This window comes from Streptomyces sp. NPDC038135 (assembly GCF_055601245.1).
In genome coordinates this window covers 253,202-267,632 of record NZ_JBVJXS010000007.1, presented here as the reverse complement: position 1 = coordinate 267,632, position 14,431 = coordinate 253,202, and the positions used below count along the sequence as shown (strand labels likewise).

The following is a 14,431-nucleotide window of genomic DNA, read 5'->3' as shown; positions in this document are numbered from 1 at the left end:
GCGCCGGTGAGGGCCGCGTGGGGGCTTCGTAGGCTGCGCCCATGGGGCGGGGAGAGGCACCGGGAAGACCGGGCGGGAACGCGTACTGGTCGGCCGCCGACCTGAGTGCGGCGGTCGCGATGGGCGGGGCGCAGCTCCCCGCGGCGGGGCTGCTGTGGTGGATCGTCGCCGACGCGGGCCGGGACGACTACGGAGCGGGCTACGGCGGCGCCTTCGGCGCGATCTGCGTGCTTCTCTTCGCGCCGCTGCTGCTGCCCCTGCTCGGCATGGCGCTGACCTTCGTCCTCACCCTGCCCTCGGTGGTCCTCGCCCGCCTGGCCGGCCGCCGCCTCGGCGGCCCGTCCTGGCTCCGGTACCTGGTGGCGCCGCTCGGCCCGGCCGTCGTCTGGGGCGGGCTGACCGTACCGCTGTGGTCCTTCACCACGTCCGTCCCGGTCCTGACGGCCCTGGGCGTGCTGCCCGCCCTCTGGGTCGGGTGCGCGCGCGGGCGGGCCTGGCGGCAGTGGGGCGTGTGGTGGCGCGCGGCGGCCGGGTCCGCGGTCCTCTTCTTCGCGGCCCTTGGCGCCGGGATCCTCGCCACCGAGACGGGCTTCGTCGAGCAGTACCGGCCCCCGGAGCTGACCACCGCCCGGCTCGCCGGGGTCTGGCACGGCGGCGGGGCGGAACTGCGGCTGAGCCCCGACGGGAGGGCGACGGCGGTGCGGCTGCCGGCCGAGCCCCCGGGCTACGACTGGCTCGACCACGCGTACGTGAGGTGCGCGGGCGACGGCGCCTGGAAGCCGCACCACCGGGACGACCTCGGGCGCGACGGCATCCTGCTGCGGCTCGACGGCGACTGCGGCGAGGACACCGACTGGTCCTTCGGCGGCACCGAGGCGGACCCGGAGCTGTACGTCCTGTTCGGCGATCCGGACGCGGGCCGGCTGTGGATCCTGAAGCGGGCCGGCTGACCCGTTCCGGAGGTCAGCGCCGCCCGCGCGGTGAGGTCACCGCCGGGCGCCAGCCGCGAGCCTCCTGGCCACCGCTCTGGCGATCCGCTCCGCGTCGATCGCCAGCTCCCGGAACATGCCGCTGATCGGGTTGGTGAACCCGGTGAAGTACAGGCCGGGGGCCCCGTCCGGGGTGCGCGGCCCGTGCACCACGGGCCTGCCGCGTCCGTCCAGCACGCCCAGGTGCCCGACCAGCCCGTCCAGCGCCCGCTCGTACCCGGTGGCCGCGATCACGGCGTCCGGCGTCAGGCGGCCGCCGTCGGCGAGGACCACCTTCCCGTCCTCGAACCCCTCGACGGCGGCGACGATCTCCACCTTCCCGCCGCGCACCGCGTCGACGATCCCGACGTCCTGCACGGGAATGGCCCCCTCGCGCACCCTGCTGTACAGCCCGCTGTCCGGGCGCGGCAGCCCGTGGGCGGCGAGATCCGGGGTGATGAACCTGCCCAGGGACCGCGCGAGCCGGTCCACGAGCGGCACCGGCAGCCGCCGGACCAGCACGCCCGTGTACTGGGCGGCCCACCCGGCGGTCGAGCGGCGCACGATGTGCGGGGCGGTGCGCACGGCCAGGCGCACCCGGGCGGCGCCGCCCTCCACCAGGTCGACGGCGATCTCGGCGCCGGTGTTGCCGATGCCCACGACCAGCACGTCCCGGCCCGCGTACGGCCGCGCGTCGCGATATCGCCCGGCGTGCAGGAACTCCCCGCCGAAGCCGTCCAGGCCCGGCCAGTCGGGCACCCGCGGGGTGTGGTTGTGGCCGGTGGCGACGACCACCGCGCTGCCGGTCAGCTCCCGGCCGCCGGAGGCGTGCAGCACCCAGCCGTCGCCGTCCCCGGCGCGCTCGACGCGGAACACCTCCACGCCGGTGACGATCTCCAGCTCATGGTGCTCGGCGTACTTCTCCAGGTACCGGACCACGTCGTCCCGGGACACCCAGCGCCCGAACCTGCGGGGTATCGCGAGCCCCGGCAGCGCCGACAGCCGCCGGGTGGTGTGCAGGTGCAGGCGGTCGTAGTGCCGCCGCCAGGAGGCGCCCACCCGGTCCGACTTCTCCAGAACCACGGCCCGCACCCCCCGCGCCCGCAGCGCGTACGCGGCGGCCAGTCCGCCGGGACCGGCGCCTATGACGTAGACGGGGCGGTCGGCGGGGGTCGCGGTGAGGCGCGCGGAGGAGGGACGGGAGTCGGCCATGAGCGCGAGCGTAATCACACACCCGGTTGATGGGTCTCGGTCAAGACCGGAATTGGTTGCGGATTGATCACGCCTGTGGCGGAAGTGGGCGGGACCGGTGGCCGGGAGCCGTCCCCGCCGCTCTCCGGCCCGGTGCCCGGGCCGCCGTTCGCGCGGCGGCGGGGAAAACCGCTGTCCCCGCCGGACGGCCGGCCCGGATCATGGGCGCATGCGCCCCGACGACTGGCAGCTGACCGACGACCCGGACGAGTTGACGGCCCGCGCGGGCGGCTTCCTGCGCTCCCGTCCGGCCCTGCACACGGTCCCGCTGACCGTGCTGGACGCCCTGCGCAGCCGGGGCCTGCACCTGTACGGCGACGAGCCGCCGCTGTTCGGCGTGCTGCGGGACGAAGCCGGCGGCGTCCGCGCCGTGTTCCTCCACACGCCCCCCTTCCCGCTGCACCTCACCCCGCTCGGTCCGGAGGGTGCCGACGCGCTCGCGACCCGCCTGGCCGACGCCGGCCACCCGCTCGCCGGAGTCTCCGGCGAACGCGGCGCGACGGCCGCCTTCGCCGCGTCCTGGCAGCGGCGGACCGGCGCGGCGACCCGGCTCAGGCAGCGCCAACGGCTCTACGAACTGAGCGGGTTGAGCGTCCCGCAGCCACCGCCCGAAGGCCGCGCCCGGGTGGCCGGCCCGGCGGACCGGGATCTGCTGACGCGCTGGTACGACGAGTTCAAGGACGCGGTCGGACAGCACGCCGGCCGGGGCGCGGGCCCCTGGGCCGACGCCCGCATCGCCCACGGCGGCGTCACCCTCTGGGAGACCCCCGACGGCACGCCCGTCGCCATGGCCGGCGCGACCCCGGAGACGGCGGGCCAGGTCCGGGTGGCCCCGGTGTACACACCGGCGCCCCTGCGCGGCCGCGGCTACGCGGGCGCGGTGACGGCGGAGGTGAGCCGTGCCGCCGTGACGGCCGGAGTGGCCCACGTGCTCCTCTTCACCGACCTCGCCAATCCCACCAGCAACAGCCTCTACCAGCGGATCGGATACCGGGGCGTGGCGGACTTCGCGGTGTGGGGCTTCGGGGACGGCACGGGCGCCGGGGCGGGGTGAGTCACGGCCACAGCAGGTTCTTGCTCCAGCCGAACTCCGTACGCCGGTACTCGAGGCGCACATGGCGGCGGTCCGGGTCGCCCTGGAAGAACTCCACCGCTTCCGGGCGCAGCCGGTAGAGGGTCCAGGTGGGGGAGGGCTCGGCCGGGTTGGCGCGGGCCCGCTCCCAGGCCGCTTCCGACACCTGCCGCAGCTCCTGGAGCGAGGACAGGTCCTCGCTCTGCCGTCCGGTCAGGGCCGCGGCCAGCGCGCCGGTCGAGCGCGCGTGCAGATCCGCCAGGCTCTCGTGCGAAGGCGCCGACGCCACCGCGCCGCGCACCCGCACCTGGCGGCCCAGCGCCGGCCAGTAGAAGGCCAGGGCCGCGTAGGGGTGGACGTCCAGGGCGCGGCCCTTGCGGCTCGTCGAGTGGCTCCCGAAGGACCAGCCGTCCGCGTCGGCGCCGTGCATCATGACGATCCGTACGTCCGGCCTGCCCTCCTCGTCCGTCGTCGCCAGCGACATCGTGTGCGGCTCCGGCTGACCGGCCTCCACCGCCTCCGCGAACCAGGTCGTGAACAGGGGCAGCGGCGTCGGGGGAGCCGTTTCCGGGTCGAAGGGGCGCAGCTCGGTCACCCCGGGGGCCCAGACCCGCAGGGACCGCAGCATGTCGTGGAGATCCTTTTGTGCCATGGGGCGAGTATGGCCGCCGACGGCCGCCGTACTCGTCCCGGACGCTCCCGGCCCGGCCGCGGCGCCACCGGGTCGCGGAACCGCGCCCGGCGGGGCGCCGCCGGACCTCAGAGCGTCGCCAGCCGCTCCACCAGCAGCAGCGCGCCGATGCCGAGCATCGCCGCCCCCGACGTGCGGGTGACCGCGCGGGCCGCCGCCGGGCGGGCGGCCAGCAGAACGCGGGCGAGCGCGCCCACGGTGAGGTAGACGGCCGCGCAGCACGCCATGTGGAGCAGGCCCAGCGCCGCCGTCTGCGCGGGCACCGGCAGCCGGTCGCCGGACAGGGTGAGGAACTGGGGGAGTACGGACAGGTAGAGCAGCAGGCCCTTGGGGTTGAGGCCGCTGATCGTGGCGCCCCGCAGGAAGAGCCTCCCGTCGGCCGGCGGCCCGGCGTCCGCGTCCGGCACGGCCGGGCGGCGCAGCACCCCCCAGCCCAGCCACAGCAGATAGCCCGCGCCCACCACGGTCAGGGCCGTCAGCAACCGGGGCGAGCCCGCCACCAGGACCGCGAGCCCCGCCGTCGCCAGCACCGTGTGCAGCGCGTACCCGCAGACCAGCCCCGCCACCGCGCGCGGCACCCGGCCGCCGCGCAGGGCGGCCGCGATCACGTACGCCCAGTCGGCGCCCGGCACGCACACCAGCAGCAGGTCGACGGCGAGGAAGGAGAAGAGCAGACCCGGTTCCATACCGGCGACATTAGGCGTGAATGGCCCGAAAGTGTTCCTGAAGTTTTCCCTGCACCGCCGGTTCGGAGGGAGAATCTTCCGCATGGACGACGTGGACCGGAAGATCCTTGCCGAGCTGCAGCAGGACGGGCGGCTGACCGTGACCGAGCTGGCCGCCCGGGTGCGCCTGAGCGTCTCGCCCTGCCACCGGCGGCTGCGCGAGCTGGAGCGCTCCGGCGCCATCCAGGGCTACCGGGCGGTGGTGGACGCGGGCGCGCTCGGGCTGAACTTCGAGGCGCTCGTCTTCGTCTCCATGCGGCAGGAGGACCGGGACACCGTCGCCGAGTTCGAGCGGGCGGTCGGCGAACTGGACCATGTGCTGGACGCCCAGCGGCTGTTCGGCGAGCCCGACTACCTGCTCCGGGTGGCCACCGCGGACCTCGCCGCCTTCCAGCGGCTGTACGACGAGAGCCTGGCGACCCTGCCCGGGGTGCAGCGGCTCACCTCGACGCTGGTGATGAAGCACGTGGTGCGGGACCGGCCGCTGCCGGCGGCGCGGGGGTAGCGAAAAAGCCGGCGGCGGCCCACTCGAGTGGGCCGCCGCCGGCCAGACAGGACTTGCGATGAAGCGATCACTTGCGGTCCGGATGCCCGGACGGAGGTGCGTCCGCTACTTGCTCGGCTTCTTGCCGGTCACCCCGAGGTGGACCAACAGGGCGAGGTTGGGCTTGAGTTCGGCCTGCTTGACGCCCCAGGAGGAGAAGCCCTTCTGGTGCGCGGCCACCGAGGCGAGCATCGTGACCAGCGAGCCCGCGATCGCCGCCGGGTTCACGTCCTTGTCCACCCGGCCCTTGGTCTGCAGTTCGGTGATCGACTCAGTGAGAGATCCGTTCACCGAGTTCAGGACCTTCATGCGGATCTTGTAGAACCGTTTGTCCCCCTCGGCCGCGCCGAGGTCGATCACGCGCAGGATCGCGTCGTTGCGCCGCCAGAACTCCAGGAAGCCGTCGACCAGTTCCTGCGCGGTCTGCCAGCCGGACTTCCCGGCCCAGGAGCGTCCCTCGAGCAGCTCCGCCAGCCCGGCGCCCTCGGCCGCCATGTGCTCGGCGATCTCCAGGACGGCCCCTTCGACGTCGGGGAAGTACTGGTAGAAGGTCGCGGGCGAGGTGCCTGCCTTCCGGGCGACATCGATGACCTTGACGTCCCGGTAAGGGGAGGAGCTGAGCATCTCGCTGAGGCAGTCGAGCAGCTTCTGCCGGGTCGCCTGCCCACGTCTGCCGGCCACGCGGCCGTCGACGGTACGCACTTGTCCTGTCATGTCGTCAGCTTACCGACGGGTGATCTGAGCGCGATTCGGCCGACTGCAAATGGGGTGCACGAGGGAAATGGGCATGGTGTGGCTGGTCTGCGGGCCGCGCGCGACCCCGCTACTTTGACGACATGGCCGAAAACAGGGCATCCGCGAACGAAGAGGCGTACCCCGAGGGCACCCCCTGCTGGGTGGACGCCGAGCTGCCCGACGTCGAGGCGGGCAAGCGGTTCTACGGCGAGCTCTTCGGGTGGGAGTTCGAGGAGTCGTACGGCTCCTCGGTGTGGGCCCTGCTGAACGGCGACCGCGTCGCCTCGCTGGCCCCGAAGACCGACGGCCGCATGCCCACGGTGTGGACGGTGTCCTTCGCGACCACGGACGCCCGGGCCCTCGGCCGGCGGATCATCGCGGCCGGCGGGCAGGTGGTGATGGCCCCGTTCCCGGTGGGCGACCTCGGCACCGCCGCCCTCGCCGCCGACCCCGAGGGCGCGGTGTTCGCCCTGTGGCAGCCCGGCGCCCACGCCGGCTTCGGCCGGCGCCGCGAGCCGAACACGTTCGTCTGGGCCGAGCTGTACACCCGGGACACGGCCGCGGCCAACACCTTCTACGGCGACCTCTTCCACGAGGCCCTGTTCGGCACCGGGACCGAGCCCGACTTCGGCCGCGCGGAGGTGACCGAGGTCTTCCCGGCCGAGATGCCCCCGCACTTCCTCGTCCACTTCCGCGTCACCGCCCTCGACGACGCCCTCGGCGCGGTGCGGCGGCTCGGCGGCCGGGTGCAGAAGCCGCCCTTCGACACGTCGTACGGAAGGGTGGCCGTCGTCACCGACAATCAGGGGGCGTCGTTCGCCCTGCTGGAACGGTGAGGCAGGCGCCGCGACGATGAAATGACCTTATTCGGCACGATACACCCCGATTCGTCACCGGGTTCGCAACCGGCCGCCCGGCCAGGAAGAATCAGGGTGCGTGCCGCCATGGCGGTGCGGTGGTGAGACGCTGCACTTCGGTCGCGTACATATGTGGGTGGCGCGGCTCGTACGGGGAGGTGGCAGGCAAGTGGTGGATCAGCTGACGCAGCACGATCCGCGGCGGATCGGGCCGTTCGAGGTGCTGGGCCGGCTGGGGGCCGGCGGCATGGGGCTGGTCTATCTGGCACGCTCGGCGTCCGGCCGGCGCGTGGCGATCAAGACGGTCCGCACCGAGCTGGCCGAGGACCAGCTCTTCCGCGTCCGCTTCACCCGCGAGGTGGAGGCGGCCCGCGCGGTCTCCGGCTTCTACACGGCCGCCGTGGTCGACGCCGACCCCCGCGCCGCCGTGCCCTGGCTCGCGACCGCCTACGTCCCCGCGCCCTCCCTCGAGGAGATAGTGAACGAGTGCGGCCCGCTCCCGGCGCAGGCGGTGCGCTGGCTCGCGGCGGGCGTGGCCGAGGCCCTGCAGTCCATCCACGGCGCGGGCCTGGTCCACCGCGACCTCAAGCCGTCCAACGTCCTCGTCGTCGAGGACGGCCCCCGGGTGATCGACTTCGGTATCGCGTCCGGCGTCTCCAACACCCGCCTGACGATGACCAACGTCGCCGTCGGCACCCCCGCCTACATGTCCCCCGAGCAGGCCAAGGACTCCCGTAGCGTCACTGGCGCCAGTGACGTCTTCTCGCTCGGCTCGATGCTGGTCTTCGCCGCCACCGGCCACCCGCCCTTCCACGGCGCCAACCCGGTCGAGACGGTGTTCATGCTGCTCCGCGAGGGCCCGGACCTCACCGGCCTGCCGGACGAGCTGCGCCCGCTGATCGAGTCCTGCATGCAGATGGAGGCCACCGGCCGGCCCAACCCCGCCGACCTCCAGGCCCAGCTCGCCCCGCACCTGTTCGGCTCCGGCTCCGACGACAGCGGCACCGCGTCCGCCTGGCTGCCGGAGAAGGCGGTCGGCCTCATCGAGTCCCGTCGCGGCGGCCGCCCCGCAGCCAAGCCGGCGCCCACCGCCCCCGGCCCGCGCAGCGGCGGCCGGGCCACCGTGCCCCCGCCGCCGTCCTACGACCCCGTGGTCCCGGCCGGCGCCCCCGACACCGGACCGGTCCGGCTGGCCGGCGCGGCCGTGCCCATCGGCCCCGGCCCGCGCGTCGCCGACGCCCGCGCCGCCGCCGTCAAGGCGCCCCCGCCGGAGGCCGGCCTGGTCGCCGGCTGGTCCCGGCCCCGCCAGGGCGTCGCCGGCGCCGACCCCGCCGTACCGCCCGTCCCGGTCCTGCCCCCGGAGACGGCGAACGGCTGGCGCCCCTGGCGCTTCCGCATGTCCAACGACGTCTGGGGCACCCCGGCGGTCGACGGCGAACTGGTCTACGTCACCTCCTTCGAGGTGCACGCGCTGGACGTGGCCACCGGCCGCCGCCGCTTCAAGACCCGGGACGTGGCCTGGTCGATGGCGGTCGCGGACGGCCGCGTCCACGCCTCCGACGGCCCCACCCTGTTCGCGCTGGACGCCCGCGAGGGCGGCGACCTGTGGCGGCTCAACACGGACGCCTGGGTGTACTCCCTGCAGGCCGACCGCGGCACGGTCGTCACCGGCACCCGCGGCGGCGGCGCGCAGGCCTGGGAGGCGGCGAACGGCCGGAAGCTGTGGGAGATCAGCGGCTGCCAGACCGACTTCGAGTCCCCCGAGGCCGGCCCCGCCGTCCACGACGGCACCGTCTTCGTCTGGCAGGACGCCCGGCTGCGCGCCCTGGAGGCCCGCACCGGCGAGGAGCGCTGGTCGTACCCGATCGGCGACGCGGCCTCCTGCGGCGGTGTTCCGGTCCGCATCACCCCGGCCCCCGACGGCTACGTGTACGTCTCCGCCGGCACCCGGGTCCTCGCGATCGAGGTGGCGAGCGGTCTGGTGCGCTGGCACTTCGAGGCCCCCGCGGTCTTCCTCTGCCCGCCCGCCTTCGCGCCCGGCCCCGCCGTCACCGGCGGCGGCGTCTACCTCGCCGACTACCTCGGCACGGTCTACGCCCTGGACGCCACCGACGGCCGCGACCGCTGGCGCATCGCCACCGAGGCCCGCTCCTCCGTCGAGCCGGTCCTGGTGGCGGCCGGCCATGTGCACGTGGGCAGCGGCAAGGGCCTATACACCCTGGACGCCGTCACCGGCACCCCCAAGTGGCGCTTCCAGTCCGGCGGCGACGTCGTGGGCACCCCCGTGGTCGCCGAGGGCCGCATCCACTTCGGCTCCACCGACCACCTCCTCTACACCCTCAAGTCCGACGACGGCCGCCTGCGCTGGAAGCTGGCCACCGGCGGCGAGATCACCGGCTCCCCGGTGGTGAAGGACGGCGTGGTGTACGCGTGCAGCAAGGACCGGTGCGTGTACGCGCTGGACGCGGAGAAGGGCACCGGCACGGCCCGGACCACCTGAACCGCCCTGAGCGGACGGGCGGCCGCCGCCGGGTACGGGACGGCGGCCGTGCGGTGACAGTGGCGTGACAGTCGGCCGATAGGGTGACGGTATGCGACGAAGCGGTCACACAATCAGGCTCGCGGCGGTGTCGGCGATGGTGGTGCTCGCCCTGACCGGCTTCACGGGCCGGCACGGGCACAGCCGCGGACACTCGGGCGGTGGCGGCGGCTGCAGCAGCTCCAGCCAGGACCACGACACGTCGTCGGGCATCGGCAAGTCGGGGTCCGGCCACTACCGCGACTACGACGACGACTACGGCACCACCGGCGGAAGCACGTCCGGCAGTGGCAGCGGGACCCGTGCCACGCCGAGCCCGACGCCGTCCCTGAAGGCCGCGAAGGCCAGGCTGGTGAGCTGCGCGACGGAGAAGGCCCAGTACGCGACCGTCGAGGTCACCAACCCCAACGCCGTCGAGGGCTACTTCACCGTGCGGGTCGAGTTCGACGACAGGAAGGGCACGGCGCTCGCCGACAACACCGCGACGGTCACCGTCCCGGCCAGGGGTACGGCCCGTGCCCAGGTGGAACTCGTCGACAGCCTCGGCCACCCCGACGACGGCCTCATCCTCCAGGTCCACCACTGCAAGGCGAACCCGGTGGCGCGGCCGGTGCGCTGACGTCGCTGCGTTGTGCGCTTGCCCGTGCGGTGAGCGCTACGGGTGGGCGGCCTCACGGCACTCGCGACATGGCTGTGGGGCCGGGCATCGCGGCCCGGCCCCACACACAGTGCCCAGCGTCAGGGCGCGTGCTGGCCCAGCTGGGCGACGACGGTGCCCTGCGGTCCCACCGGCATGTGGCTGTCGGCCAACGCAGGGCTGGTGGCAACGGCGGTGGCGCCGAGCACAAGGGCGATGGTGGCGACGATCTTCTTGGTACGGCTCACATCAGCTCCTGTGGAGGGAAGTTCCGGACGGTAGTGACAGTAGACAAAATCGCCCACAGGTTCGATAAGATCGCATGGTTCCCGCCAAGGATTGGCCGAGTCCGGTACCCGGACACACCTCGGCCGCGACGGCTCCCCCTCCGCGCCGCCGCGGCCGTTCCCCCGCTGGGAGTCAGGTCTACTTGCCGTTCAGGTCCAGGGCCGGCGGGGCCGGGGCGTGGCTGTCCAGCGTGGTGACGGAGTCGTCGCCGGGGACAGGGGCGTGGCTGTCCTGCGTGGTGAGCTCGGTGTCCTTGCTCGGCGGAGCCGGCGCGTGGCTGTCCAGCGTCGTGATGTCCTCGTTGCTCTGCTTGATGTCGCTCATGGTGGGCAACTCCCCTGGAATTTCTAGAACTGCGGTGGAGAACGCTCGCTCGGCAACTCCCCCGTGGTCGCCGGGCGAGCGTTCCTGGGGCCGATCACCTTATCCGTGAGCCCCTTGCCGAGCCGCCTGCCCCCCGACGCGACGGCTTCGACGTACTGAGACTGGCAGTCGGCCATAAACGTTTGCTGAACGCTCCGGGCTCGGGTCAGGCCGCCGCGACAGGGTCCAGCAGATTTCGTAGCTCAGCCGCTTCGACAGCTCCGGACGCCTCATGGATGCTGAGCGCCTCCTGCCAGCAGGCCCGCGCCCGGTCGACCTGTCCCAAGGCGTCCAGCGAACGGCCAAGGAGCGTCAGTACGTTGGCGCGCATCCAGTCACCGCCGATGCAGCCGGTGCTGAGGGCCTGTTCGGCGTGCTGGGCGGCCGGTGCCGGCCTGCGGCAGGTCAGGTGCACCTGCGCGATCCGGAAGTGGGTGGTCCCTTCCCACAGCCGTTGCCGGTTCTCGACGAAGATGCTCAGCGCCTCGGCGAACTGTTCCAGCGCCTCGGTCGTCCGGCCGGCGTGACTCAGGGCGATGCCCAGGGCGTACCTGGCGTTGGCGAGCCGTACCGTCAGGCCCAGCTCGTCGTAGATGGCGATGCCCTGCTGGACGAGTTCGATGCCCGCCAGCGCGCGGTCCATGGAGACGAGGACGCGGGAGAGGTTGCACAGCGCACTGGCCTCCCCGGGGCGGTTGTTGTCCGCGCGGAAGGCGTCTATGGCCTTGAGGAGATGGGCCTCACCGACGGCGTGCTCGTTCTTGCAGATGGCGATGATGCCCAGCTCGTTGGGCGCGTTTCCGCACGTCCATGGATCGTCTGCGGCCTCACCGAGAGCCAGGGCCTCCTGGGCCAGCTCGGTGGCCTCCTCGAAGAGCCCGGCCTTGATGAGTACCTGGGTGAGGGTGACCCGGGCACGGCCCGCCGCGTGCGGGTCGCCCAGGATGTCGGCGGCGTCGCGTGCCGCCCGGGTGGCAGCCTCGTAGGCAAGTGAACTGGCCCCCGATTCCGCCAGGTCCTTGGCGGCCAACAGGAGGTCGACACCCCGCCTCAGCGTCCCCGCCTCCAGGGACTGCTGAACGCATGCGAGAAGGCTCGCGGCCTCGACGTGCAGCCAGTCCAGAGCCTTCCCGTCGTCGCTGAAGTGCTGACCCGTCTGGCTGGTCGCCTCGAGATGATCCACCGTGCGATCACCCGGCCGCTCTATCGCGTAGACCCGCGCGGCCGACGCCAGGTAGAAGTCCAGCAGCCGCGACATCGCCGCCTCCCGCTCGCTCGGCGGCTGCTCGTCCCGCTCCGCGCAGGAGCGGGCGTAGAGGCGGACCAGGTCGTGGAAGCGGTAGCGGCCGGGGGCCGCCGACTCCAGCAGCGAGGTGTCGACCAGGGACTCCAGCAGGTCCTCCGTGTCGTCCACCGGGAGGTCCAGCACCGCGGCCGCCGCCGCCAGGGACATGTCGGGGCCGTCGGCGAGGCCCAGCAGCCGGAAGGCGCGGGCCTGGGCGGGCTCCAGCTGGCCGTAGCCCAGCTCGAACGTGGCCTTGACCGCCAGGTCGCCCGCCTGGAGCTCGTCCAGCCGGCGCCGCTCGTCCGCGAGCTTGGCGGCGAGGACCGAGACCGTCCAGGTGCGGCGCGCCGCCAGGCGGGACGCGGCGATGCGGATGGCCAGGGGCAGGAAGCCGCAGGCGCCGACCACGTCCAGCGCGGCCTCCCGCTCCGCCGCGACCCGCTCCTCGCCGACGATCTTCGTGAAGAGGGCCAGGGCCTCCTCGGGGGACATGACGTCCAGGTCCACCAGATGGGCGCCGGCCAGACCCACCATCCGCACCCGCGAGGTGACCAGCGCCGCGCAGCCCTCCGTGCCCGGCAGCAACGGCCGTACCTGGGCCGCGTCCTTGGCGTTGTCCAGCAGCACCAGGACGCGGCGCCCGTCGAGCACCGAGCGGTACAGGGCGGCCCGTTCCTCCAGGCTGTCCGGGATCGCGGAGTCCGCCGTGCCGAGGGCCCGCAGGAAGGAGCCCAGCACCGTCTCCGGCTCCGCCGCGCGCGAACCGGCGCCCTGCAGGTCCACGTACAACTGGCCGTCGGGGAAGGCGGTACGCGCCCGGTGCGCCACGTGCACCGCCAGGGTCGTCTTGCCCACGCCGCCGATCCCGGCGAGCGCCGAGACGGCCATCACCCGGCCCTCCGCCTCGGACGCCGACGCCAGCACCTCGCTCAGCTCGTCCACGAAGGCGGCGCGGCCGGTGAAGTCGGGCACAGAAGCCGGCAGTTGCGCTGGGCGAACGGCCACCACGGCCGGTTCCGCCGCGGGGGCGGACGGCTCGGCGAGGGCCGGGTCCGCCTGGAGGATGCGCTGCTGGAGCTCCCGCAGGCCGGGGCGCGGTTCCACGCCGAGTTCCTCGTCGAGCAGCCGCCGGGTGTCCGCGTACACCGCGAGGGCCTCCGCCTGGCGGCCGCTGCGGTACAGCGCCAGCATCAGCAGCTCGCGCAGGCGTTCACGCAGCGGGTGCGCGGCCGTCAGGGCGGTCAGCTCCGACACCGCCTCGGCGTGGCAGCCCTGCTCCAGGTCCATGTCCAGCCTGGACTCCAGGAGTTGCAGCCGCCACTCCTCCAGCCGCACGCGCTGCGCCTCCGCGTACGGCCCGGGGACGCCGGCCAGCGGCTCGCCGTCCCACAGGGCCAGGGCGCGGCCCAGCGCCTCCCGCGCGGTCCGCAGGTCCCCGGTGCCGCGCGCCTTGTCCGCCTCCGTGGCAAGCTCCTGCGCCACCGCCAGGTCCAGGGCGCCCTCGCCGAGGCCCCGTACCGCGTAACCGCCGGACTCGCTCACCAGGACACCGGGGCCGAGGACCTTGCGCAGCCGGGAGGCGTACGTGCGCACCGCCGCCAGCGCCTGGGACGGCGGCTCGGTGCTCCAGAGCGCGTCGATGAGTTCCGCCGCCGTCGCCGTGCGGCCCTCGCGCAGCAGCAGGGCGGCCAGCAGGGCCCGCTGCTGGGGTGAGCCGGTGTTCAGCGTCTGCGCGCCGCGCCAGGCCCGCACCGGACCGAGCACCCCGAAGCGTGTCCCCTCCGGTTCCGCGGCGGCCGCGGAGCCGGGACGCCGCTGCTCAGGCACTCGCGGCCCACCGTCCATGCGTTCGACCCCCTAGGACCTGTCATCCCGAACAACCCCGTCAGTTTGCCTTGTTCGGGGCGGTTGCGTCAGCAGCGGGAGACGCCGATCACAGACCGGTACACCTGGGTCCACATGGTCTGCACACAGTCTCCTCAGACGGAGGACCGGTCCCCGCCTCGGCGTGCGGCCGGGCGAGGGCGCGGTCAGTCCGTCAGGTCCACGCGCACCGTCAGCAGATCCGTGCCGAACGCCCGGACCGCTGCGCTGTTGAAGCGGGGCAGGGAGCGCAGGCGGGCCACGGCGTCGTCGTCCGGCAGCAGATGAGCGGTGCCGTGGTGCCAGCGGCCGGCGAAGCGGACCCGGACCCGCGGGTCGGCCTGGATGTTGCGCACGTACTGCGACTTGTGGCCGAACTCCGAGACGATCCAGAAGGAGTCCCCGACCCGGCGGCCGCCGACCGGCGTGCGCCGTGCCTCGCCGCTCCTGCGGCCGGTGGTCTCCAGGAGGGTCTGGAAGGGCAGGCGCCGGTTGAGCGGATTGGCGAGATGCCGCTGGAAGCGGGTGACGACGCGCTGTTTGAGGTCCGCACGGTCCGACATGTCCCTGGATCTCCCGTTCTCTCCGGTCCCGTGAAGCCCCGCACGGAGGC

14 protein-coding genes are annotated in these 14,431 nt (G+C 73.7%); 6 read left to right on the top strand and 8 right to left on the bottom strand.

Annotation, left to right across the window (positions count from 1 at the left end):
* The first annotated feature begins 41 nt into the window (after positions 1-41).
* A complete protein-coding gene (locus ACZ7JA_RS21545) occupies positions 42-950 on the top strand; it encodes a hypothetical protein (RefSeq protein ID WP_450743382.1) in 909 nt (302 codons plus the stop codon).
* A gap of 36 nt (positions 951-986) precedes the next feature.
* Here the strand turns inward: ACZ7JA_RS21545 and ACZ7JA_RS21540 are convergent, their stop codons facing one another.
* Positions 987-2,180 carry a flavin-containing monooxygenase gene (locus ACZ7JA_RS21540; protein ID WP_351665037.1) on the bottom strand — a complete coding sequence of 398 codons (1,194 nt, stop codon included), beginning with the start codon at positions 2,178-2,180 and terminating at the stop codon, positions 987-989.
* A gap of 208 nt (positions 2,181-2,388) precedes the next feature.
* Between ACZ7JA_RS21540 and ACZ7JA_RS21535 the strand changes: the two genes are divergently transcribed.
* Positions 2,389-3,273 carry a GNAT family N-acetyltransferase gene (locus ACZ7JA_RS21535; RefSeq protein WP_389450050.1) on the top strand — a complete coding sequence of 295 codons (885 nt, stop codon included), beginning with the start codon at positions 2,389-2,391 and terminating at the stop codon, positions 3,271-3,273.
* A gap of 1 nt (position 3,274) precedes the next feature.
* Here ACZ7JA_RS21535 and ACZ7JA_RS21530 read toward each other — a convergent pair whose 3' ends face one another.
* Entirely contained in the window at positions 3,275-3,943 is a 669-nt protein-coding gene (locus ACZ7JA_RS21530) for a pyridoxine/pyridoxamine 5'-phosphate oxidase (RefSeq protein WP_450743387.1), read from the bottom strand.
* Between the two features lie 107 nt (positions 3,944-4,050).
* Positions 4,051-4,668, bottom strand: a complete 618-nt coding sequence (locus ACZ7JA_RS21525; protein ID WP_404028335.1) for a LysE family translocator — start codon at positions 4,666-4,668, stop codon at positions 4,051-4,053.
* A gap of 82 nt (positions 4,669-4,750) precedes the next feature.
* Here ACZ7JA_RS21525 and ACZ7JA_RS21520 point away from each other — a divergent pair, with 82 nt between their 5' ends.
* On the top strand, positions 4,751-5,212 hold the full coding sequence (locus ACZ7JA_RS21520; protein ID WP_351665029.1) for an Lrp/AsnC family transcriptional regulator: 462 nt from the start codon (positions 4,751-4,753) through the stop codon (positions 5,210-5,212).
* Positions 5,213-5,317: 105 nt separating this feature from the next.
* On the opposite strand, the gene ACZ7JA_RS21515 is transcribed toward ACZ7JA_RS21520, so the two are convergent.
* Positions 5,318-5,953: a TetR family transcriptional regulator gene (locus ACZ7JA_RS21515; protein WP_351665063.1), complete on the bottom strand. Its 636-nt coding sequence runs from the start codon at positions 5,951-5,953 to the stop codon at positions 5,318-5,320.
* A gap of 134 nt (positions 5,954-6,087) precedes the next feature.
* On the opposite strand from ACZ7JA_RS21515, the gene kbpA reads away from it, so the two are divergent.
* From kbpA to ACZ7JA_RS21500, 3 genes are all read left to right on the top strand, one after another.
* Positions 6,088-6,822, top strand: coding sequence for an AfsK-binding protein KbpA (gene kbpA, locus ACZ7JA_RS21510; RefSeq protein WP_351665027.1), 735 nt, complete (start codon positions 6,088-6,090; stop codon positions 6,820-6,822).
* A gap of 190 nt (positions 6,823-7,012) precedes the next feature.
* Positions 7,013-9,343, top strand: a complete 2,331-nt coding sequence (locus ACZ7JA_RS21505; RefSeq protein ID WP_389303259.1) for an outer membrane protein assembly factor BamB family protein — start codon at positions 7,013-7,015, stop codon at positions 9,341-9,343.
* Between the two features lie 91 nt (positions 9,344-9,434).
* The gene (locus ACZ7JA_RS21500; RefSeq protein WP_389303261.1) at positions 9,435-10,001 is read left to right on the top strand and encodes a hypothetical protein; all 567 of its coding nucleotides are present in this window, start codon (positions 9,435-9,437) and stop codon (positions 9,999-10,001) included.
* Positions 10,002-10,120: 119 nt separating this feature from the next.
* Here the strand turns inward: ACZ7JA_RS21500 and ACZ7JA_RS21495 are convergent, their stop codons facing one another.
* From ACZ7JA_RS21495 to ACZ7JA_RS21480, 4 genes are all read right to left on the bottom strand, one after another.
* On the bottom strand, positions 10,121-10,267 hold the full coding sequence (locus ACZ7JA_RS21495; RefSeq protein ID WP_389303263.1) for a hypothetical protein: 147 nt from the start codon (positions 10,265-10,267) through the stop codon (positions 10,121-10,123).
* 178 nt (positions 10,268-10,445) lie between these two features.
* On the bottom strand, positions 10,446-10,631 hold the full coding sequence (gene afsS, locus ACZ7JA_RS21490; RefSeq protein WP_389303265.1) for a regulatory protein AfsS: 186 nt from the start codon (positions 10,629-10,631) through the stop codon (positions 10,446-10,448).
* Positions 10,632-10,836: 205 nt separating this feature from the next.
* On the bottom strand, positions 10,837-13,800 hold the full coding sequence (afsR, locus tag ACZ7JA_RS21485) for an SARP-family global regulator AfsR (protein WP_470809771.1): 2,964 nt from the start codon (positions 13,798-13,800) through the stop codon (positions 10,837-10,839).
* A gap of 185 nt (positions 13,801-13,985) precedes the next feature.
* Entirely contained in the window at positions 13,986-14,381 is a 396-nt protein-coding gene (locus tag ACZ7JA_RS21480) for a nitroreductase/quinone reductase family protein (RefSeq protein WP_351665018.1), read from the bottom strand.
* Positions 14,382-14,431 lie beyond the last annotated feature (50 nt).